This is a genomic window from Actinoplanes sp. NPDC026619 (assembly GCF_040638295.1).
In the GTDB taxonomy this organism is placed as follows: domain Bacteria; phylum Actinomycetota; class Actinomycetes; order Mycobacteriales; family Micromonosporaceae; genus Actinoplanes.
This window is the reverse complement of sequence record NZ_JBEZYA010000055.1, coordinates 1-13,340: the sequence shown is the minus strand read 5'-3', so window position 1 is coordinate 13,340 and position 13,340 is coordinate 1. Positions and strand designations below refer to the sequence as shown.

General features: G+C 71.6%; 15 protein-coding genes and 1 pseudogene. 6 read left to right on the top strand and 10 right to left on the bottom strand.

Annotated features, from left to right (window positions below):
* Positions 1–3: 3 nt before the first annotated feature.
* The gene (locus tag AB0E90_RS50335; protein ID WP_360420767.1) at positions 4–648 is read right to left on the bottom strand and encodes a hypothetical protein; all 645 of its coding nucleotides are present in this window, start codon (positions 646–648) and stop codon (positions 4–6) included.
* 89 nt (positions 649–737) lie between these two features.
* Positions 738–2,255 (bottom strand): protein kinase, encoded by a 1,518-nt coding sequence (locus AB0E90_RS50330; protein WP_360420765.1) that lies wholly within the window; start codon positions 2,253–2,255, stop codon positions 738–740.
* A 144-nt stretch (positions 2,256–2,399) separates the two neighbouring features.
* On the opposite strand from AB0E90_RS50330, the gene AB0E90_RS50325 reads away from it, so the two are divergent.
* A complete protein-coding gene (locus AB0E90_RS50325; RefSeq protein ID WP_360420763.1) occupies positions 2,400–3,434 on the top strand; it encodes a cation diffusion facilitator family transporter in 1,035 nt (344 codons plus the stop codon).
* A 20-nt stretch (positions 3,435–3,454) separates the two neighbouring features.
* Positions 3,455–3,808: a metalloregulator ArsR/SmtB family transcription factor gene (locus AB0E90_RS50320; protein WP_360420761.1), complete on the top strand. Its 354-nt coding sequence runs from the start codon at positions 3,455–3,457 to the stop codon at positions 3,806–3,808.
* A gap of 5 nt (positions 3,809–3,813) precedes the next feature.
* Here the strand turns inward: AB0E90_RS50320 and AB0E90_RS50315 are convergent, their stop codons facing one another.
* Genes AB0E90_RS50315 through AB0E90_RS50305 form a run of 3 tightly spaced genes read right to left on the bottom strand, consistent with a single transcriptional unit; the run spans position 3,814 to position 5,552 of the window.
* Positions 3,814–4,581, bottom strand: a complete 768-nt coding sequence (locus AB0E90_RS50315; RefSeq protein ID WP_360420760.1) for an enoyl-CoA hydratase/isomerase family protein — start codon at positions 4,579–4,581, stop codon at positions 3,814–3,816.
* 28 nt (positions 4,582–4,609) lie between these two features.
* Entirely contained in the window at positions 4,610–5,188 is a 579-nt protein-coding gene (locus AB0E90_RS50310) for a DUF1349 domain-containing protein (protein WP_360420759.1), read from the bottom strand.
* A 10-nt stretch (positions 5,189–5,198) separates the two neighbouring features.
* Entirely contained in the window at positions 5,199–5,552 is a 354-nt protein-coding gene (locus AB0E90_RS50305; protein WP_360420757.1) for a hypothetical protein, read from the bottom strand.
* 87 nt (positions 5,553–5,639) lie between these two features.
* Here AB0E90_RS50305 and AB0E90_RS50300 point away from each other — a divergent pair, with 87 nt between their 5' ends.
* A complete protein-coding gene (locus tag AB0E90_RS50300) occupies positions 5,640–6,101 on the top strand; it encodes a DUF427 domain-containing protein (protein ID WP_360420755.1) in 462 nt (153 codons plus the stop codon).
* 7 nt (positions 6,102–6,108) lie between these two features.
* Here the strand turns inward: AB0E90_RS50300 and AB0E90_RS50295 are convergent, their stop codons facing one another.
* Both AB0E90_RS50295 and AB0E90_RS50290 read right to left on the bottom strand, forming a co-directional pair.
* The gene (locus tag AB0E90_RS50295; RefSeq protein ID WP_360420803.1) at positions 6,109–6,804 is read right to left on the bottom strand and encodes an ALF repeat-containing protein; all 696 of its coding nucleotides are present in this window, start codon (positions 6,802–6,804) and stop codon (positions 6,109–6,111) included.
* 89 nt (positions 6,805–6,893) lie between these two features.
* A complete protein-coding gene (locus AB0E90_RS50290; RefSeq protein ID WP_360420753.1) occupies positions 6,894–7,760 on the bottom strand; it encodes a LysR family transcriptional regulator in 867 nt (288 codons plus the stop codon).
* A gap of 89 nt (positions 7,761–7,849) precedes the next feature.
* Between AB0E90_RS50290 and AB0E90_RS50285 the strand changes: the two are divergent.
* A pseudogene (locus tag AB0E90_RS50285) lies at positions 7,850–8,343 on the top strand (nuclear transport factor 2 family protein).
* Positions 8,344–8,410: 67 nt separating this feature from the next.
* On the opposite strand, the gene AB0E90_RS50280 reads toward AB0E90_RS50285, so the two are convergent.
* Both AB0E90_RS50280 and AB0E90_RS50275 read right to left on the bottom strand, forming a co-directional pair.
* Positions 8,411–9,472, bottom strand: a complete 1,062-nt coding sequence (locus AB0E90_RS50280; RefSeq protein WP_360420751.1) for a HAMP domain-containing sensor histidine kinase — start codon at positions 9,470–9,472, stop codon at positions 8,411–8,413.
* Positions 9,469–10,128 (bottom strand): response regulator transcription factor, encoded by a 660-nt coding sequence (locus AB0E90_RS50275; protein WP_360420749.1) that lies wholly within the window; start codon positions 10,126–10,128, stop codon positions 9,469–9,471. The genes AB0E90_RS50280 and AB0E90_RS50275 overlap by 4 nt, the downstream gene beginning before the upstream one ends.
* A 91-nt stretch (positions 10,129–10,219) precedes the next feature.
* Between AB0E90_RS50275 and AB0E90_RS50270 the strand changes: the two genes are divergently transcribed.
* Both AB0E90_RS50270 and AB0E90_RS50265 read left to right on the top strand, forming a co-directional pair.
* Complete coding sequence (locus AB0E90_RS50270) at positions 10,220–11,272, top strand: trypsin-like serine protease (protein WP_360420801.1); 1,053 nt, start codon at positions 10,220–10,222, stop codon at positions 11,270–11,272.
* Positions 11,273–11,366: 94 nt separating this feature from the next.
* On the top strand, positions 11,367–12,224 hold the full coding sequence (locus tag AB0E90_RS50265) for a universal stress protein (protein WP_360420747.1): 858 nt from the start codon (positions 11,367–11,369) through the stop codon (positions 12,222–12,224).
* Positions 12,225–12,355: 131 nt separating this feature from the next.
* Here AB0E90_RS50265 and AB0E90_RS50260 read toward each other — a convergent pair whose 3' ends face one another.
* Positions 12,356–12,997: a hypothetical protein gene (locus tag AB0E90_RS50260; RefSeq protein ID WP_360420745.1), complete on the bottom strand. Its 642-nt coding sequence runs from the start codon at positions 12,995–12,997 to the stop codon at positions 12,356–12,358.
* Positions 12,998–13,340 lie beyond the last annotated feature (343 nt).

The window sequence follows — 13,340 nt, the reverse complement described above, 5'->3', positions numbered from 1 at the left end:
TTCCTAGGACGGTACCGAGCTCGGTCGGTAGCCGGCCCGGAAGAAGCCGCGGATCCGGCGGTCGCCGATGCCGACGTTGTGCTCGAACGATGTCGCCCGGTCGGGCGCGCCGGCGTCGAAGGCGATGAAGGTGTCGTCGCGCGGGCCGCGGTTCGGGTCGTACACCTGAATCGTGATGCGACTGCCGTCCTGGCGGTAGCCGACCGCCAGCACCTGATGGTTCAGCGCGAGTTGCCGCGGATCCTTCGAGGCCACCGTCACCACGCCCAGCGGCACCGGCATCGAGCGGTCGAGGTCCTCGGCGATCCGCGCCCACTGCACCTCGAGCGTCCGCGCGGTGGCGCCGGAGTCGGGGAGGATCATCCACCGGTAGTACCGCAGGATGCCGATCGGCATCCGCCACGACTGGATCAGCCGGCGCACGAAGAACTTGTAGAGCGGGTGATCTGCCCCCGGGCGCTCGGCCGGCAGTTCGACCCCGGCGTGCCAGTAGTCGAGCGCGGCGAACACCATGCCGCCGCAGAGTCCGCCCGCGGCGTTGCCGATCCCGACCGGCCCGAACGGGGTCCGGAGTGTCAGGGCCGGCTGGCGCGGCCAGGTGTTGACGAACGTAAAGCCGTCACGCGACGGCAGAAAGCTCCTGGTCATGAGCCTCACCCCACCAACGCTGCCCATGCTAGGCCGAACCGTCGCCGGTCATCGTCGTCAGCACGACTCGGGTCAGGTTCCCGACGGTCTCATGTCGTCTGCGCCGAGGGCACGCCCTGCGCACAGGTGACGGTCATGGTGACGGTCACGTTGCCGTGCTTGAACGTGACCGACGCTGCTGATCCGGGGCCGAGGTCGCTGGCGGCGGTTTTGTAAGGCTTGGTGGCCGTGGCCGAGAGGATCTGCGACGCCGCGGCCGATGGGCAGGTGGCGCGCAACGAACCGGCGTCGGACGTGAACGTTTGCTCCGCGGGCGGCCCCGGCACCGTGGCCGTGGTCTTGGGGCTGCTTGTCGCCGGGACCGGTGGCGCGGCGGGCGGCGCCGTGCTCGTCACCGCTGTCCGGGCGGTCCGCAGGCTGGATCTCGGGTTGGCCGCGGGGGTCGCCGCCGTCCCGCGGCCGGTCGCTGCCGGTAGCGGTGGCTGCTCCGGCCCCGGTGAGGTGAGCGCGGGCGGTGGCGCCGATCGTGCCGCGGTCGATCCGTGCGGCAGCATCTGCCAGACGGCGGCGCCCGCCGCGGCGACCAAGAGCACCGCGGCGGCGCACCGGGCGATGAGGCGGTTCCGCCGGCGCTCGGCCGGGGCCGGCCGAGCCGGTATCGGCTCGGCCGGCCCGGGCGGAGCGGCCTCCATCGTCAGGGCCGTGACCACATGCGCCGGTCGGTCGTCGTCGACGTCGGCACGCAGGCCGGCGCCGCGGGCGAGCAACGCCGCGGCCTCCCGGGCGCTCGGCCGCATGGTCGGGTCCTTCAGCAGGCAGCGGTTGCCCAGTCCGATGACGTAATCGGGCACGCCGGGCAGTGGCGGCAGCGGCGGCGGATCCAGATAGATGTGCGCCGACAGCATCTCGGTGGTGTCCTCGATCGTCCACGGCGAGCGACCGGTGAGCAGCAGGTGCAGAAGCACGCCGAGGGCGTAGACGTCGGAAGCCGGCTCGACGGCGTCGTTGAGCAGCCGTTCCGGCGCCAGGTAAGCCGGTGTTCCGTAGATCATCTCGTCGTCGGTGCCGTGCCCGGCCGGGGTGATCGCGGCGGCGATGCCGAAGTCGACCACCTTGGCCCCGGTCGGCCCCAGCATGACGTTGGCGGGTTTGACGTCCCGGTGCACGAGCCCTTCGGCGTGGGCGGCGGCGAGCGCGGCGGCGACCTCCGCGCCGACCCGCAGGGCGAACCGGGGCGTCAGCGGACCGAGGCTCATTCGCTGAAGCAGCGTCCCGCCGGGCACGTACTCCATCACCACGTACGGCAGAACGGCGCCGGTCTTCTCCGAGGCCTCGCCGTAGTCGTGCACCTGGGCGATGTTCGGATGCGCGATCGCCGCGGCCGCCTGCGCTTCGCGCCGGATCCGATCCCGGGAGCCGGGGTCATCGGCGTAGCCGGGGCCCAGCAGCTTAACCGCCACGGTGCGAGCGAGAACGTCGTCGCGGGCTTCCCAGACGACCGCCATGCCACCTTCACCGACCGTGCGGATGAGCCGGTAACGGCCACCGAGGAGAAGCTCGGCTCCGGTCGGATCGGGATTCCCGTCGAGGGTCGGCTCACCGTTCATCCCCGGCAGTGTGCCGGGTTCGGCGACCGGACGCATCCCGGGATGGCTCCTGCAGGTCGATGGCATTTGCAAGATTGTCGCGTGCGTACATGAGCACATATGATGGCGGGACTGTCGTCGACCACCTATCACGTGAAGGCTCCTATGTCCGAGCATGAGCATCACGATCGCCACGGCGGCCTCGGTCACCGGGTGCGGCACCTGATCACGCCGCACTCGCACGACACCGCCGACAAGGTCGACCCGGCCCTCGAGGCCTCCCGCGAGGGCATGCGGGCGCTGTGGATCTCGCTGGGCGTCCTCGCCGCCACGGCTGCCCTGCAAGTCGTGATCGTCGTCCTCTCCGGCTCGGTCGCGCTGCTCGGCGACACGCTGCACAACGTGGCCGACGCGCTGACCGCCGTGCCGCTCGGCATCGCGTTCTGGCTGGGCCGCCGGGCCGCCACCCGGGCGTACACCTATGGTTTCGGCCGGGCCGAGGACCTCGCCGGCGTCATCATCGTGCTGGTCATCGCCGGGTCCTCGGTCCTGGCCGCCTGGTTCGCGACCGAGCGTCTGGTCCGTCCACAGACGATGAGTCATCTGCCGTGGGTGTTCGCGGCCGGGCTGATCGGCTTTGCCGGCAACGAGATCGTCGCCCGCTACCGCATCACGGTCGGCCGCCGAATCGGCTCGGCCGCCCTGGTCGCCGACGGTCTGCATGCGCGCACCGACGGATTCACCTCCCTCGCCGTCGTGCTGGCCGCGGCCGGCGCCTGGCTCGGCTGGAGCTGGGCCGACCCGGTCGTCGGTCTGGCCATCACGGTCGCGATCGCGTTCGTGCTGAAGGACGCCGCCCGCGAGGTCTGCCGCCGGCTGATGGACCGGGTCGATCCGGAACTCGTCGACCAGGCCGAGCTGGCGCTGCGTGCGATCCCCGGCGTCCGCGACCTGGCCGGGCTGCGACTGCGCTGGATCGGCCACCGGATGCACGCCGAGGCCACCATCGTCGTCGACCGGAGCCTCAGCCTGGTCGACGCCCACGAGATCGCCGCCGATGCCGAGCACCAGCTCGCCCACCACGTGCCCCGCCTGACCGGCGCCACCGTGCACGTCGACCCGGACAGCCACCCGGGCGGCGGCCACCACAGCGACCTGTCGCACGAGCGGCGCGATCGACTGGCGGCGGCCGGGCTCTGACCACCGCCTACCATGTGCTCATGTACGCACCTGGACGCTCCTGGGAAGCCGGACCGGCCGAGAGTGTCGTGGCGGCGGCCGCGGTCGCGCTGGCTCTCCTGGGCGACGTCACCCGGCTGCGGCTGGCGGTCCGCCTGCTCGACGGAGAGCAGGACGTCACGACGCTGACCGAAGCGGTCGGCGCCGCCCGTCCCGCGGTGTCGCAGCATCTGGCCAAGTTGCGGCTGGCCGGCCTGGTCGCGACGCGCCGGGACGGTCGGCGGGTGCTTTACACGCTCGCAGACCAGCACGTCCGCAAGCTGGTGGCCGAGGCGATCTTCACCGCCGAGCACCGGGTGCTGGACCGGCCCGACCACCACGCCGTCGCACCCTGACGGCGCTACTCGCCAATGAAAGCCGGGCTACGTCTTTCCAGGCTGGCGGCGATGCCCTCGCCGCTGTCCCGGGTCGCCCACAGCACCCGCTGCTCGGCCAGCTCGTGGTCGAGGGCCTGCCGCACCCGGGCTGCCAGGTCGCCGCGCAGCGTCGCCCGGATCGAGCGCACCGCCAGCGGCGCCGATTCGGCGATTTGCCGGGCCAGCTCACCGGCGGCCTCCCGGACCAGGCCCGGCTCGGCGAGGCGGTCGGCCAGACCGAGGCGTACGGCCTCCTCGCCGCCCACCCGCCGGGCGGTCAGCAGCATGTCCGCCGCGGCCTGCCGCCCGACCAGGTCCGGCAACGTGACGCTCAGTCCGAAGCCCTGGTGGAAACCGAGCCGGGCGAAGTTCGCCACGAACCGGGTCGACGCCTCGGCGACCCGGAAATCGGCCGCGCAGGCGAGTCCGAGCCCGCCGCCGACGGCGCTGCCCTGCACGGCGGCGACGATCGGGGTCCGTACGCCGAAAAGCCGCGCAGCGTGCCGGTAAAGCCCTTCCGCCGCGGCCGCCCGGTCCTGGACGAATTCGCCGTCGCCGAGATCCGCGCCCGCGCAGAAGTGCTTGCCCGCCGAGGCCAGCACGATCACCCGGCAGGCGGGGTCGTCGTCCAGGGCCAGGGCGGCGTCGACGAGCCGGCCGAGCAGCGCCTCGTCGACGTGATTCGCGGGCGGCCGGCGCATCTCGACCAGGGCCACCCCGTCCGCGACGGCGACCGTCAGATCCGTACTCAAGAAAGCCTCCGTGCCTTTGATCGGACAGTCACTCGAGGCCGTCGCGCGAGATCGGCTCGCCGACCCGGAAGTCACGGAACGTGACCTCCAACCCGGCCCGCTCCGGCGAGCAGCACATCACCCCGACGTCGACCGTCTCCGGCAGATCCAGATGGCCGAGCCGGACCAGTTGCCAGGACCCGTTCCCGTCGCCGCGGTGCACGCAGACCGCGGAACCGAACCGGGTCAGCCGCAGCACCAGCTCGCCCCGGTACTCGGGCACCGGCACCACGGACAGGTCGGAGTCGTCGCGGGTGAGCACCGTGCTGAGCTGCACGGCGCCGGACGTGACCTCGAGCCCGGTCTTCAGCCAGGTGCGCTCGTCGGCCCGCAGCATCAGCCCGGCCTGATCGAACAGCGCCGAGTGGCCGGCCGAGACCACCACCTCGGCGGTGAAGTCGCCGGTCACCGGCCGGTGATAGAAATGCCCGTTGTCGGTGATGTAGCCGTAGAACGTGCGCCGCCAGAAGTCCGTCTTCAGCCCCGTGACGACCTGGATGACGCCGGCCTGATCGGACCACTCCGGCGGCTCGTTGAGCCACGACATCGCGCTCAGAATTGGTTCCACAGCGCGATCATCACACGGGTTTCCAGCCGGCGGCGCGGCAGGCGCGGAGCAGTTGGCCGGACGCCGCCTGCCACGAGTTGTCACCGCGGTTGGCGCTGCGGCCGACCAGCCCGGCCCCGCCGGAGATCGCCCCGTTGTCGCTCCGCCCGGCGTAACGCCCGACCTCGTCGGCAAGTCTCAACCGCTCGGCCGTCGTATCGGCTCGTCGATAGCCGGCCGAAAAGGTGGCACACGCCGTTTCCGCCGAGCGGTCGATCCCCTCGGTCGATGAGTGGGACACCACCGGGTGGTCACCTTTGCAGCCGCCGACCGCCAGCGGCAGCAGCACCGCCAGGACCATCAAGGTGCAACGCTTCGCATCCATCCCTCCGGAGTACCGGCCGGGGGAGATGCGCGCGGGATAACCGGCTCGGTTCACCCGCACTCCAGCCTGCAGTGTCAAGCTGGGCCGATGGAATCGGTCTGGGACTACCCGCGCCCGCCGCGCCTGGAGCGCACCGGCGCCCGGGTGACGGTCGTGCACGCGGGGCAGGTGATCGTCGACAGCGACCGGTGCTGGCGGGTCCTGGAAACCTCGCACCCACCGGTCTACTACGTGCCTCGCGACGGCATCGCCGATGGTGTGCTGGAGCCCGGCACCGGCCGGTCGTACTGCGAGTTCAAGGGTGTCGCCGACTACTGGGACCTCGTCGTCGGCGACACCCGGGTGCAACAGGCCGGCTGGTCCTACCAACACCCTTCACCCGCGTACGCCGAGATCGCCGGAGCGGTCGCCTTCTATCCGAGCCGGGTCGACGAGTGCCGGGTGGCCGGCGAACTGGTCCGGCCACAGGACGGCGACTTCTACGGCGGCTGGATAACCGCGGACATCACCGGCCCGTTCAAGGGCGCCCCCGGGACCATGGGTTGGTGACCGTCAGTTATGCCACGAAACGGGACCGGCGCCGGCGTCCGAACAGGTAGCCGATGCCGCCGAGGAGAAGAAGGACACCGCCGATGCCAGCCACGACCCGGGTGTTGGCACCGGTCAACGGCAGCCCACCGCCGCCCTCGCCACCGGAAGTGCCCTGGCCGGCGGAGGAGGTAGGGGTCGCCGGTGCGCTGGACGTGTCGCTCGGTGCCACGGTTGGCGGAGTCGCGCAGTCGAGCGCACGTGCGGCGTACAGGCCGTCGTTCAGGTAGGCCAGATAGGCATCGATGGTTCCGGTGTCGAGCGCCTTCTGGGCAGCCGCCTGCACGTTGGCGCCGCCATCCGTCAGCGTCCGGTACACGGAGACCCGCAGGTCCGCGGTCCACGCGCTCTGCACGCCCGCCTTGAGGAATGCCCGCAGTTCATCCGCGGTGCCGTCCAGCCGTTCCTGCACCGCACCAGGCAGAACGGGCAACGACTCGGCCGTTGCCGTCGCCAGGATCTGGTTGGCCAGAATCCGCACCTCGGTATCGGTGGCGGTGTCCAGATCGATGGTGACCAGCTCGCGGATGTCCTTGTAGGGTTTACGCTCGACCGTCTGGCAGGCCTCATTGAGCCCGGGCGGCCCGGTCTGTGCCGACGCCGGCGCCGCCGGAATCAAAAAGGCCAGCGCCATCAGGACGCCGGCTGACAACTTCCATCGCATGTGGTGGTTCCTCCCCGCTGCTGGCAAAACACGGAGATATTACCGACGGTGGATGGATAAGCAAGGGCGTCGACGCCAAGGTCGGGTCGTCATACCGCAGCACGGGCGGACTCGACCGCAGCGGTTACGAAGGCGCGGACCCGCGCCGTCTCCCGCGCGGTCGGCCACACCGGACCCCAGTCCAGCGGCGGCGCGTCCCGGAGCGGGATGTAGACCAGGTCGGGACGGGCGTAGAGGCGGGCGGCGTGCTCGCCGACGACGAAGGTCCCTCGGCCCGCGCCGACGAGCGTCAGCACCTCCTGGAACGTCTCGGCGACGGGGCCGTCACCACCGGCAGATCCGGCGGTGCCGACCGACGGGAGTGAGCACGGCGCCCTGACGAGGCGGACGCGGGCGAGATCCTCGACCGACAGGGATGCGGTCCGCGCGAACGGATGACCGGCCGGGACGGCGAGCATCCGCGGCTCGGACAGCAGAGCGGGGCCGGAGGTGAGCCCCGGCCCGTCCAGCGGGAAGCAGCCGACGAGCACGTCGATCTCGTCCGCGTGCAGGCGCTCGGCGGCGTCACTTACCTGGACCTCGCGGGCCTCGACCGCACAGTCGGGCCGGCCGAGCCGAAACCGAGTCGCCGCGGTCATGACAAGCCGGCCGGCCGCCGCACCGACGTAGCCGACCCGCAGCGTGCCGGTGAGCCCGCGGCCGTGTGCGACGGCCCGCGCCACCGCCGCGAGGACCTGGTCGTACGCCGGTTTGAGGTCCTCGTGCAGCTGACGGCCGGTCGGGGTCAGCGTCACCCGGCGGCTGGTCCGTTCGAACAACTGCGCGCCGACGCGTCGTTCGAGCGCGCGAACGACTTGGCTCACCCGCGTGGTCGTGACGCCGAGCCGCTGACCGGCGCGGCCGAAGTGCAGTTCCTCGGCGAGGGCGAGGAACACCTCGATCTCCTGTCGTTCCAAGGTTCCCTCCTCCATCGTGAAGCCCTGCTTCACGATCGTTGCATGAGTCGGCGTTGTTTCGCGCTCGCCGGACCGTGATCGTGGAGACCATGTACGTCACCGAAGACCGCGCCCTGTCGGCGGGCGCGACCGACGCCGATCTGCGCGACCGGATCGAAATAGTCGACGCCTTATACCGTTTCGGCCTCGGACAGGACCTCGCTGATCGCGACCTCTTGGCCTCTGCGTTCGCCGAATCCGCCGAACTGGACTTCCGTCCCGCCGCGAGTCGATGGGGCGCGGACGTCCCGGTGATGACCGGACGCGACGCCATCGTCGACACGATCCTTGCCATGTTGCCGGCCGCGTGGACACGACGCACGTCGTCACGAACCCGCGGATGCGCATCGACGGCGACCGTGCCTCGTTGACCGCAATCGTTGCGGCCCAGCATCTGCTCACCGCAGACCACACCGTCCACGCGTTGCTGACGAACCGGTATGACGTCGACCTCGTCCGTGACCGGGAGCGATGGGTCGTACGGCGGATGATCATCGAGAACGTCTGGTATACCGGCGATCCGGCTGCCGTATTCGGCGGGTGACACGCATATCAAGCAGTTCAGTGCATCGGCCCGGTGGGCGGGCTCGTCATCGAGCCGTGCATGAGGATCACTGCCCCAGGTGGGGCGCTGGGGGTAAAGAGACCTGGACCCGGAGGCCGTCGTGGCCCGTTGAGGAGGCGGCGATCATGCCGTCGTGGGCCCGGGTTATCGAGCGGGCGATCGACAGGCCCAGGCCCGCGCCGCCGCTGTGGTCGATTCGGGCGGCGTTGCGACGGCGGAACGGCTCGAACAGGGCCGACACCTCGTCCGGGGGTACGTCGTCGCCGGTGTTCGTCACGGTCAGGGCCGGCTCGTTGCCCACCTCGATGGTGACCGTGCCGTCCTTGCGGTTGTATTTGATCGCGTTCTGCACCAGGTTGCTGACCAGGCGTTCCAGCAGCACCTGTTCGCCCAGCACCAGGCGGGGGCGCAGCTCGGTGCTGATCGTGATGCCGACCTCGGCGGCGCCGGGCTGATGCCGGTCGACTATCGCGGCCACGATCTCGTCCAGGCGCAGCGGGGCCCGGGCCAGCAGGCCGCGGTCGCTCTCGGCCAGCACCAGCAGGCCCTCGATCAGGCGTTCGTTGCGTTCGTTGGTCTCCAGCAACTGCGCGGTGAGCAGGGTGAGCTGGTCGTCGGTGAGTGTGCGGGCCATGCTGACCTCGATCAGCGTGCGCTGCACGGCGAGCGGGGTGCGCAGCTCGTGCGACGCGTCGGCGGCGAACCGGCGCTGCGCTTCGTAGCCGATCGCGATCCGGTCCATCATCTCGTCGATCGCCCGGCCCAGCACGGCCAGCTCGTCGTGGCCGGCGCCGGGGCGCAGGCGGTGGCCGAGGTTCTGCGGGCCCACGTTCGCGATGACCGGCACCAGGTCGAGGATCGGCCGCAGGCACCAGCTGATCACCAGCCAGCACGCGGCCAGCATGAGCAGCAGCACGGCGGCGACGGCGGGGATGGTCACGAGGCCGGGGAAGCGGCAGGCGAGGGCGGGGCCGTCCACACACCAGGTCGGTCCGAAGTCGCGCGCCAACTGGAGCAGTTCGTCGACCGCGGGGCGCGCGAACTGCGCGGCGAGCAGAAGGACCGCGCAGAGTACGAGGATCCGGCGGGCCGGGGAGCGCATGCTCATGAGCCGAGCCGGTATCCGGTGCGCGGCACGGTGTGGATCACCGGTGGGTCGCCGAGCTTGCGGCGCAACGTCATGACCGTCATCCGTACCGTATTGGTGAAGGGGTCGGTGTTCTCGTCCCAGGCCTGTTCCAGGAGTTCCTCGGCGCTGACCACCCGGCCGCCGGCCCGCAGCAGCACGTGCAGCACGGCGAACTCCTTGGGGGAGAGGGCCAGCACCTGCCCGTCGCGGGCGGCGGTGTGCCGGGTGACGTCGAGGACGACCCCGTCCTGTTCCAGCACCGGCGGCAGCGCCTGCACCGCCCGCCGGGACAGCGCCTGCAACCGGGCGACCAGCTCGGCGAACGCGAACGGCTTGGTCAGGTAGTCGTCGGCGCCGAGCCCCAGGCCCTCGACGCGGTCGCGGATGCCGGCCGCGGCGGTCAGCAGCAGCACCCGGGTGGTGAGCCCGGACGCGGCCATCCACCGGCACACCTCGTCGCCGGTGCGGCCGGGCATGTCCCGATCGAGCACCGCCACGTCGTACCGGTTGACGCCCAGCCGTTCCAGGGCGCTCTCCCCGTCGTAAACCACATCGACCGCCATCGACAGCCGCCGCAGCCCCTCGGCGACCGTGTCGGCCATCAGCTTCTCGTCCTCCGCCACCAGCACACGCACGCCGCCACCCTGGCACAGCAAAGATAAAGAATTCATAAGTACGGCGATGACAGCCGCCAGACAGCCGGATCAACACCATGGGTCCGTGTCGATGATCCTGCGCAAGACTCTGGTGGTCCTGCTCGTGGCCACGGGCGTCGTGGCGGCGGGCGGCGGGCCGGCCGAGGCGATCGCCAACGGCCAGGACGCGCGCGCCGGCGCGTATCCGTTCGCGGCCCTGCTCACCATGACCGGGTTGCCGGCCGACGGCGGCGGCACCCGGGACAGCTCCTGCTCCGGCGCGCTCATCGCGCCGCGCTGGGTGCTCACCGCCGGGCACTGCTTCCGCGATCGCGACGGCAAGCGGGTCAGCCACCCGGTCGCCCGGCGCACCACCGCAACCATCGGCCGCACCGAGGTGGCCGGCTCGGGCGGCCAGGTGGTCGACATCGTCGCGGTGAAGCAGTCGGACACCACCGACGTGGCCCTGGCCGAGCTCGAGACCGAGGTCACCGGCATCACGCCGCTGTCGATCGCGGTCGAGGAGCCGAAGGTCGGCGAGACGGTGCGGCTGGCCGGGTTCGGGCTCCTGGCCGACGACGACGCGAGCCCGGCGAGCCGCCTGCAGACCGGCCAGTTCACCGTGGCCGGCGTCGGCCACGACCTGATCGTGACGTCCGGCCGCGCCCCGCACCGGAACACCAGCCCGTGCCTGCACGACTCGGGCGGCCCGTACTTCCGCCAGCCGAAGGGCCGGCCGCCGGTGCTGGTCGCGGTGGTGAGCTCGGGCCCGAGCTGCCCGCACGAGGGCGGCGACGACAGCGCCCGCGTCGACAACATCAGCGACTGGATCGCCGGCACGATCGCGGCCGGTCCGAGCGGGGGTGTCCCGCGATGGCTCCTGCCAGCCCTGCTGGCCGCCGCCGTGATGGCGGGTGCCGCCGGGATGTGGGCGGTGCGGCGCGCCGCTGCTTCCCGCTCCGCCCGCCCCGCGAGGCAACCCGCCCGGCCCGCGCAGGACTTGGCCCGCCCCGCGCAGGACTTCGCGCGTCCCGGGCAGGACTTCGCGCGTCCCGGGCAGGACTTCGCGCGCCCTGCACAGCGCTCCGCGCACCCCGGCCGGCCCGCGCACCGGCGGGAGTCGACGGCTTCGAGATTCGGCTGACGGGACTTTCGGCCCGACCTGGAGTAACTGCGGACCCTGCCCGGTGACATCGAGCTTCGTGAGGATGACAGGAGACCTGAAAGGGGCGCCTGTCATGACCGCCAAGAAAATCATCGTCGGCTACGACCGTTCCGCCGACTCCAAGGCCGCCGCGGCCTGGGCCCTCGACGAGGCCGCCCGCACCGGCGCGGTCGTCGAGTTCTTCTTCGCCTACGAGTGGCCGAGCTGGGCGCCGGCCGTGTCCACGATCGCGGCGCCCCCGGTCTGGCCCGGCGGTGAGACCGACCGCGCCGTCAACGGCATGCTCGACGAGGCGGTCACCACCGCGCGGCTCACCCATCCCGAGGTCCGCACCCGGATCAGCATCGAACGGGCGAGCGCCGCCGGCGCCCTCGTCGAACGCTCCACCGAGGCCGGCCTCATCGTGCTCGGCAGCCGTGGTCACAGCGACGTGACCGGCCTGCTCGGTTCGGTCAGCGTCGCGGTCAGCGCGCATGCCTCCTGCCCGGTGACCGTGGTCCGCGGCGACGCCCGGGCGACGGCGCCGATCGTGGTCGGCATCGACGGCTCGGAGTCGGCGCAGTCCGCGCTCGCCTACGCCGCCGAGCTGGCGGACGCGCGCGGTGTCCCGCTCCGGGTGATCCACGCCCGGACGCCGGTCTCCAGCCCCTGGGAGGTCACCCCGGGTGCGGTCGCCACCGATCCGGAGAGCGATCGCGCGCCGCTGGCCGAGCTCCTCGTCGGCTGGCAGGAGAAGTACCCGCAGCTCGAGATCGTGCCCGAGCTAGCGGTGGAACACCCGGCGGCGGCCCTGACAGCGGCGAGCGCCACGGCCCAGATGCTGGTGGTCGGCACCCGCGGCCGCGGCGCGGTCCGCGGCATGCTGCTCGGCTCAGTGAGCCAGCACCTCCTACGGCACAGCGCCACCACCGTCGCGGTCGTCCACTCCTGACCACTGCGGCACCGAACCGCTGCGGCGACAAACCGCTGTGGCGACAAACCGCTGCGGCGACAAACCGCTGCGGCGACAAACCGCTGCGGCGACAAACCACTGTGGCGACGGATGGCTGCGGCGATGCGGCTTCAGCGCGCGCCGAGCGATGGGTCCCGGGGCGGCAGTGCATCTGAGGCGGGTAGCTCGACCGTGGTGGTGACGCGGGCCAGGGCCGGCGTCCGGGGCGTGGAGCCGAAGCCGAAGCGCACCGGCGGGTGGACCTCGGTGAGGCGGCCGAGGTCGGTGCCGTCCAGCATGGCGGTGGCCGCGGTGATCCGGTGCAGGTCCTGGACGGCGTACCACTCGCGGCGGTTGTTTCCGGCGGTGCCGTAGGTGCGCACGCCGGGCAGGAGCCGGGCGGGCCGGTCGATCAGCCGGACCCAGGGCAGTTGCCGGGCCAGCGGCGGCGGCACGGCACGCAGCAGGAGACCGAGCGGCCCGCGGCCGCCGGTGGTGAGCCGCAGCGTGAGCGGGCCGGCCTCGACGACCCAGACCGGCCCGGAGCGGCCGACCTTGATCGGCGCCGTGCGCACCTCGCCGAACGAGTACGTCTCGGCGACGAACCGGCCGAACTCCGCGGTCGGGGCGAGCAGCTCGCGGCGGCCGTCGGCGTGCTCGATCATGACGTCGCTGACCGGACCGAACGGCGAAACCGGCCAATGCCCCAGCACCAGCCGGGTTCCGCTTGCGGTGCCGAGGCCCGCGATCCAGCCGTCGAAGCGCATCCTCATGCGAACGTCATACCCGCTCCCGAGACGCTGATCGCTGGATACGCCCTCCGGCGTCAGGGGCCGTGCGAGTTGACCGCCCAAATCGGGGTCACCGCGGCATCCGAGACCCCGATTCAAGGAAACCGGCGTTACTCCGGCCGCGAAAGATCTCTGGACACGTTTCGCCGTCAAGGTCCGGTTCCACCTCCCAGGCGCGCCGAGTGCCGGCCGTGCTCCACCCGGAGGCTCGCGAACGCCCGATTTCAAGAACTCGGCTTTTAAGGTGTTCTTGAGTCTTTTGGGTGGTTGCGTGGGGGGACTTTTTGGACGGGGTGACGGGGTGCTCGGCTGGTTTTGCGGCCGG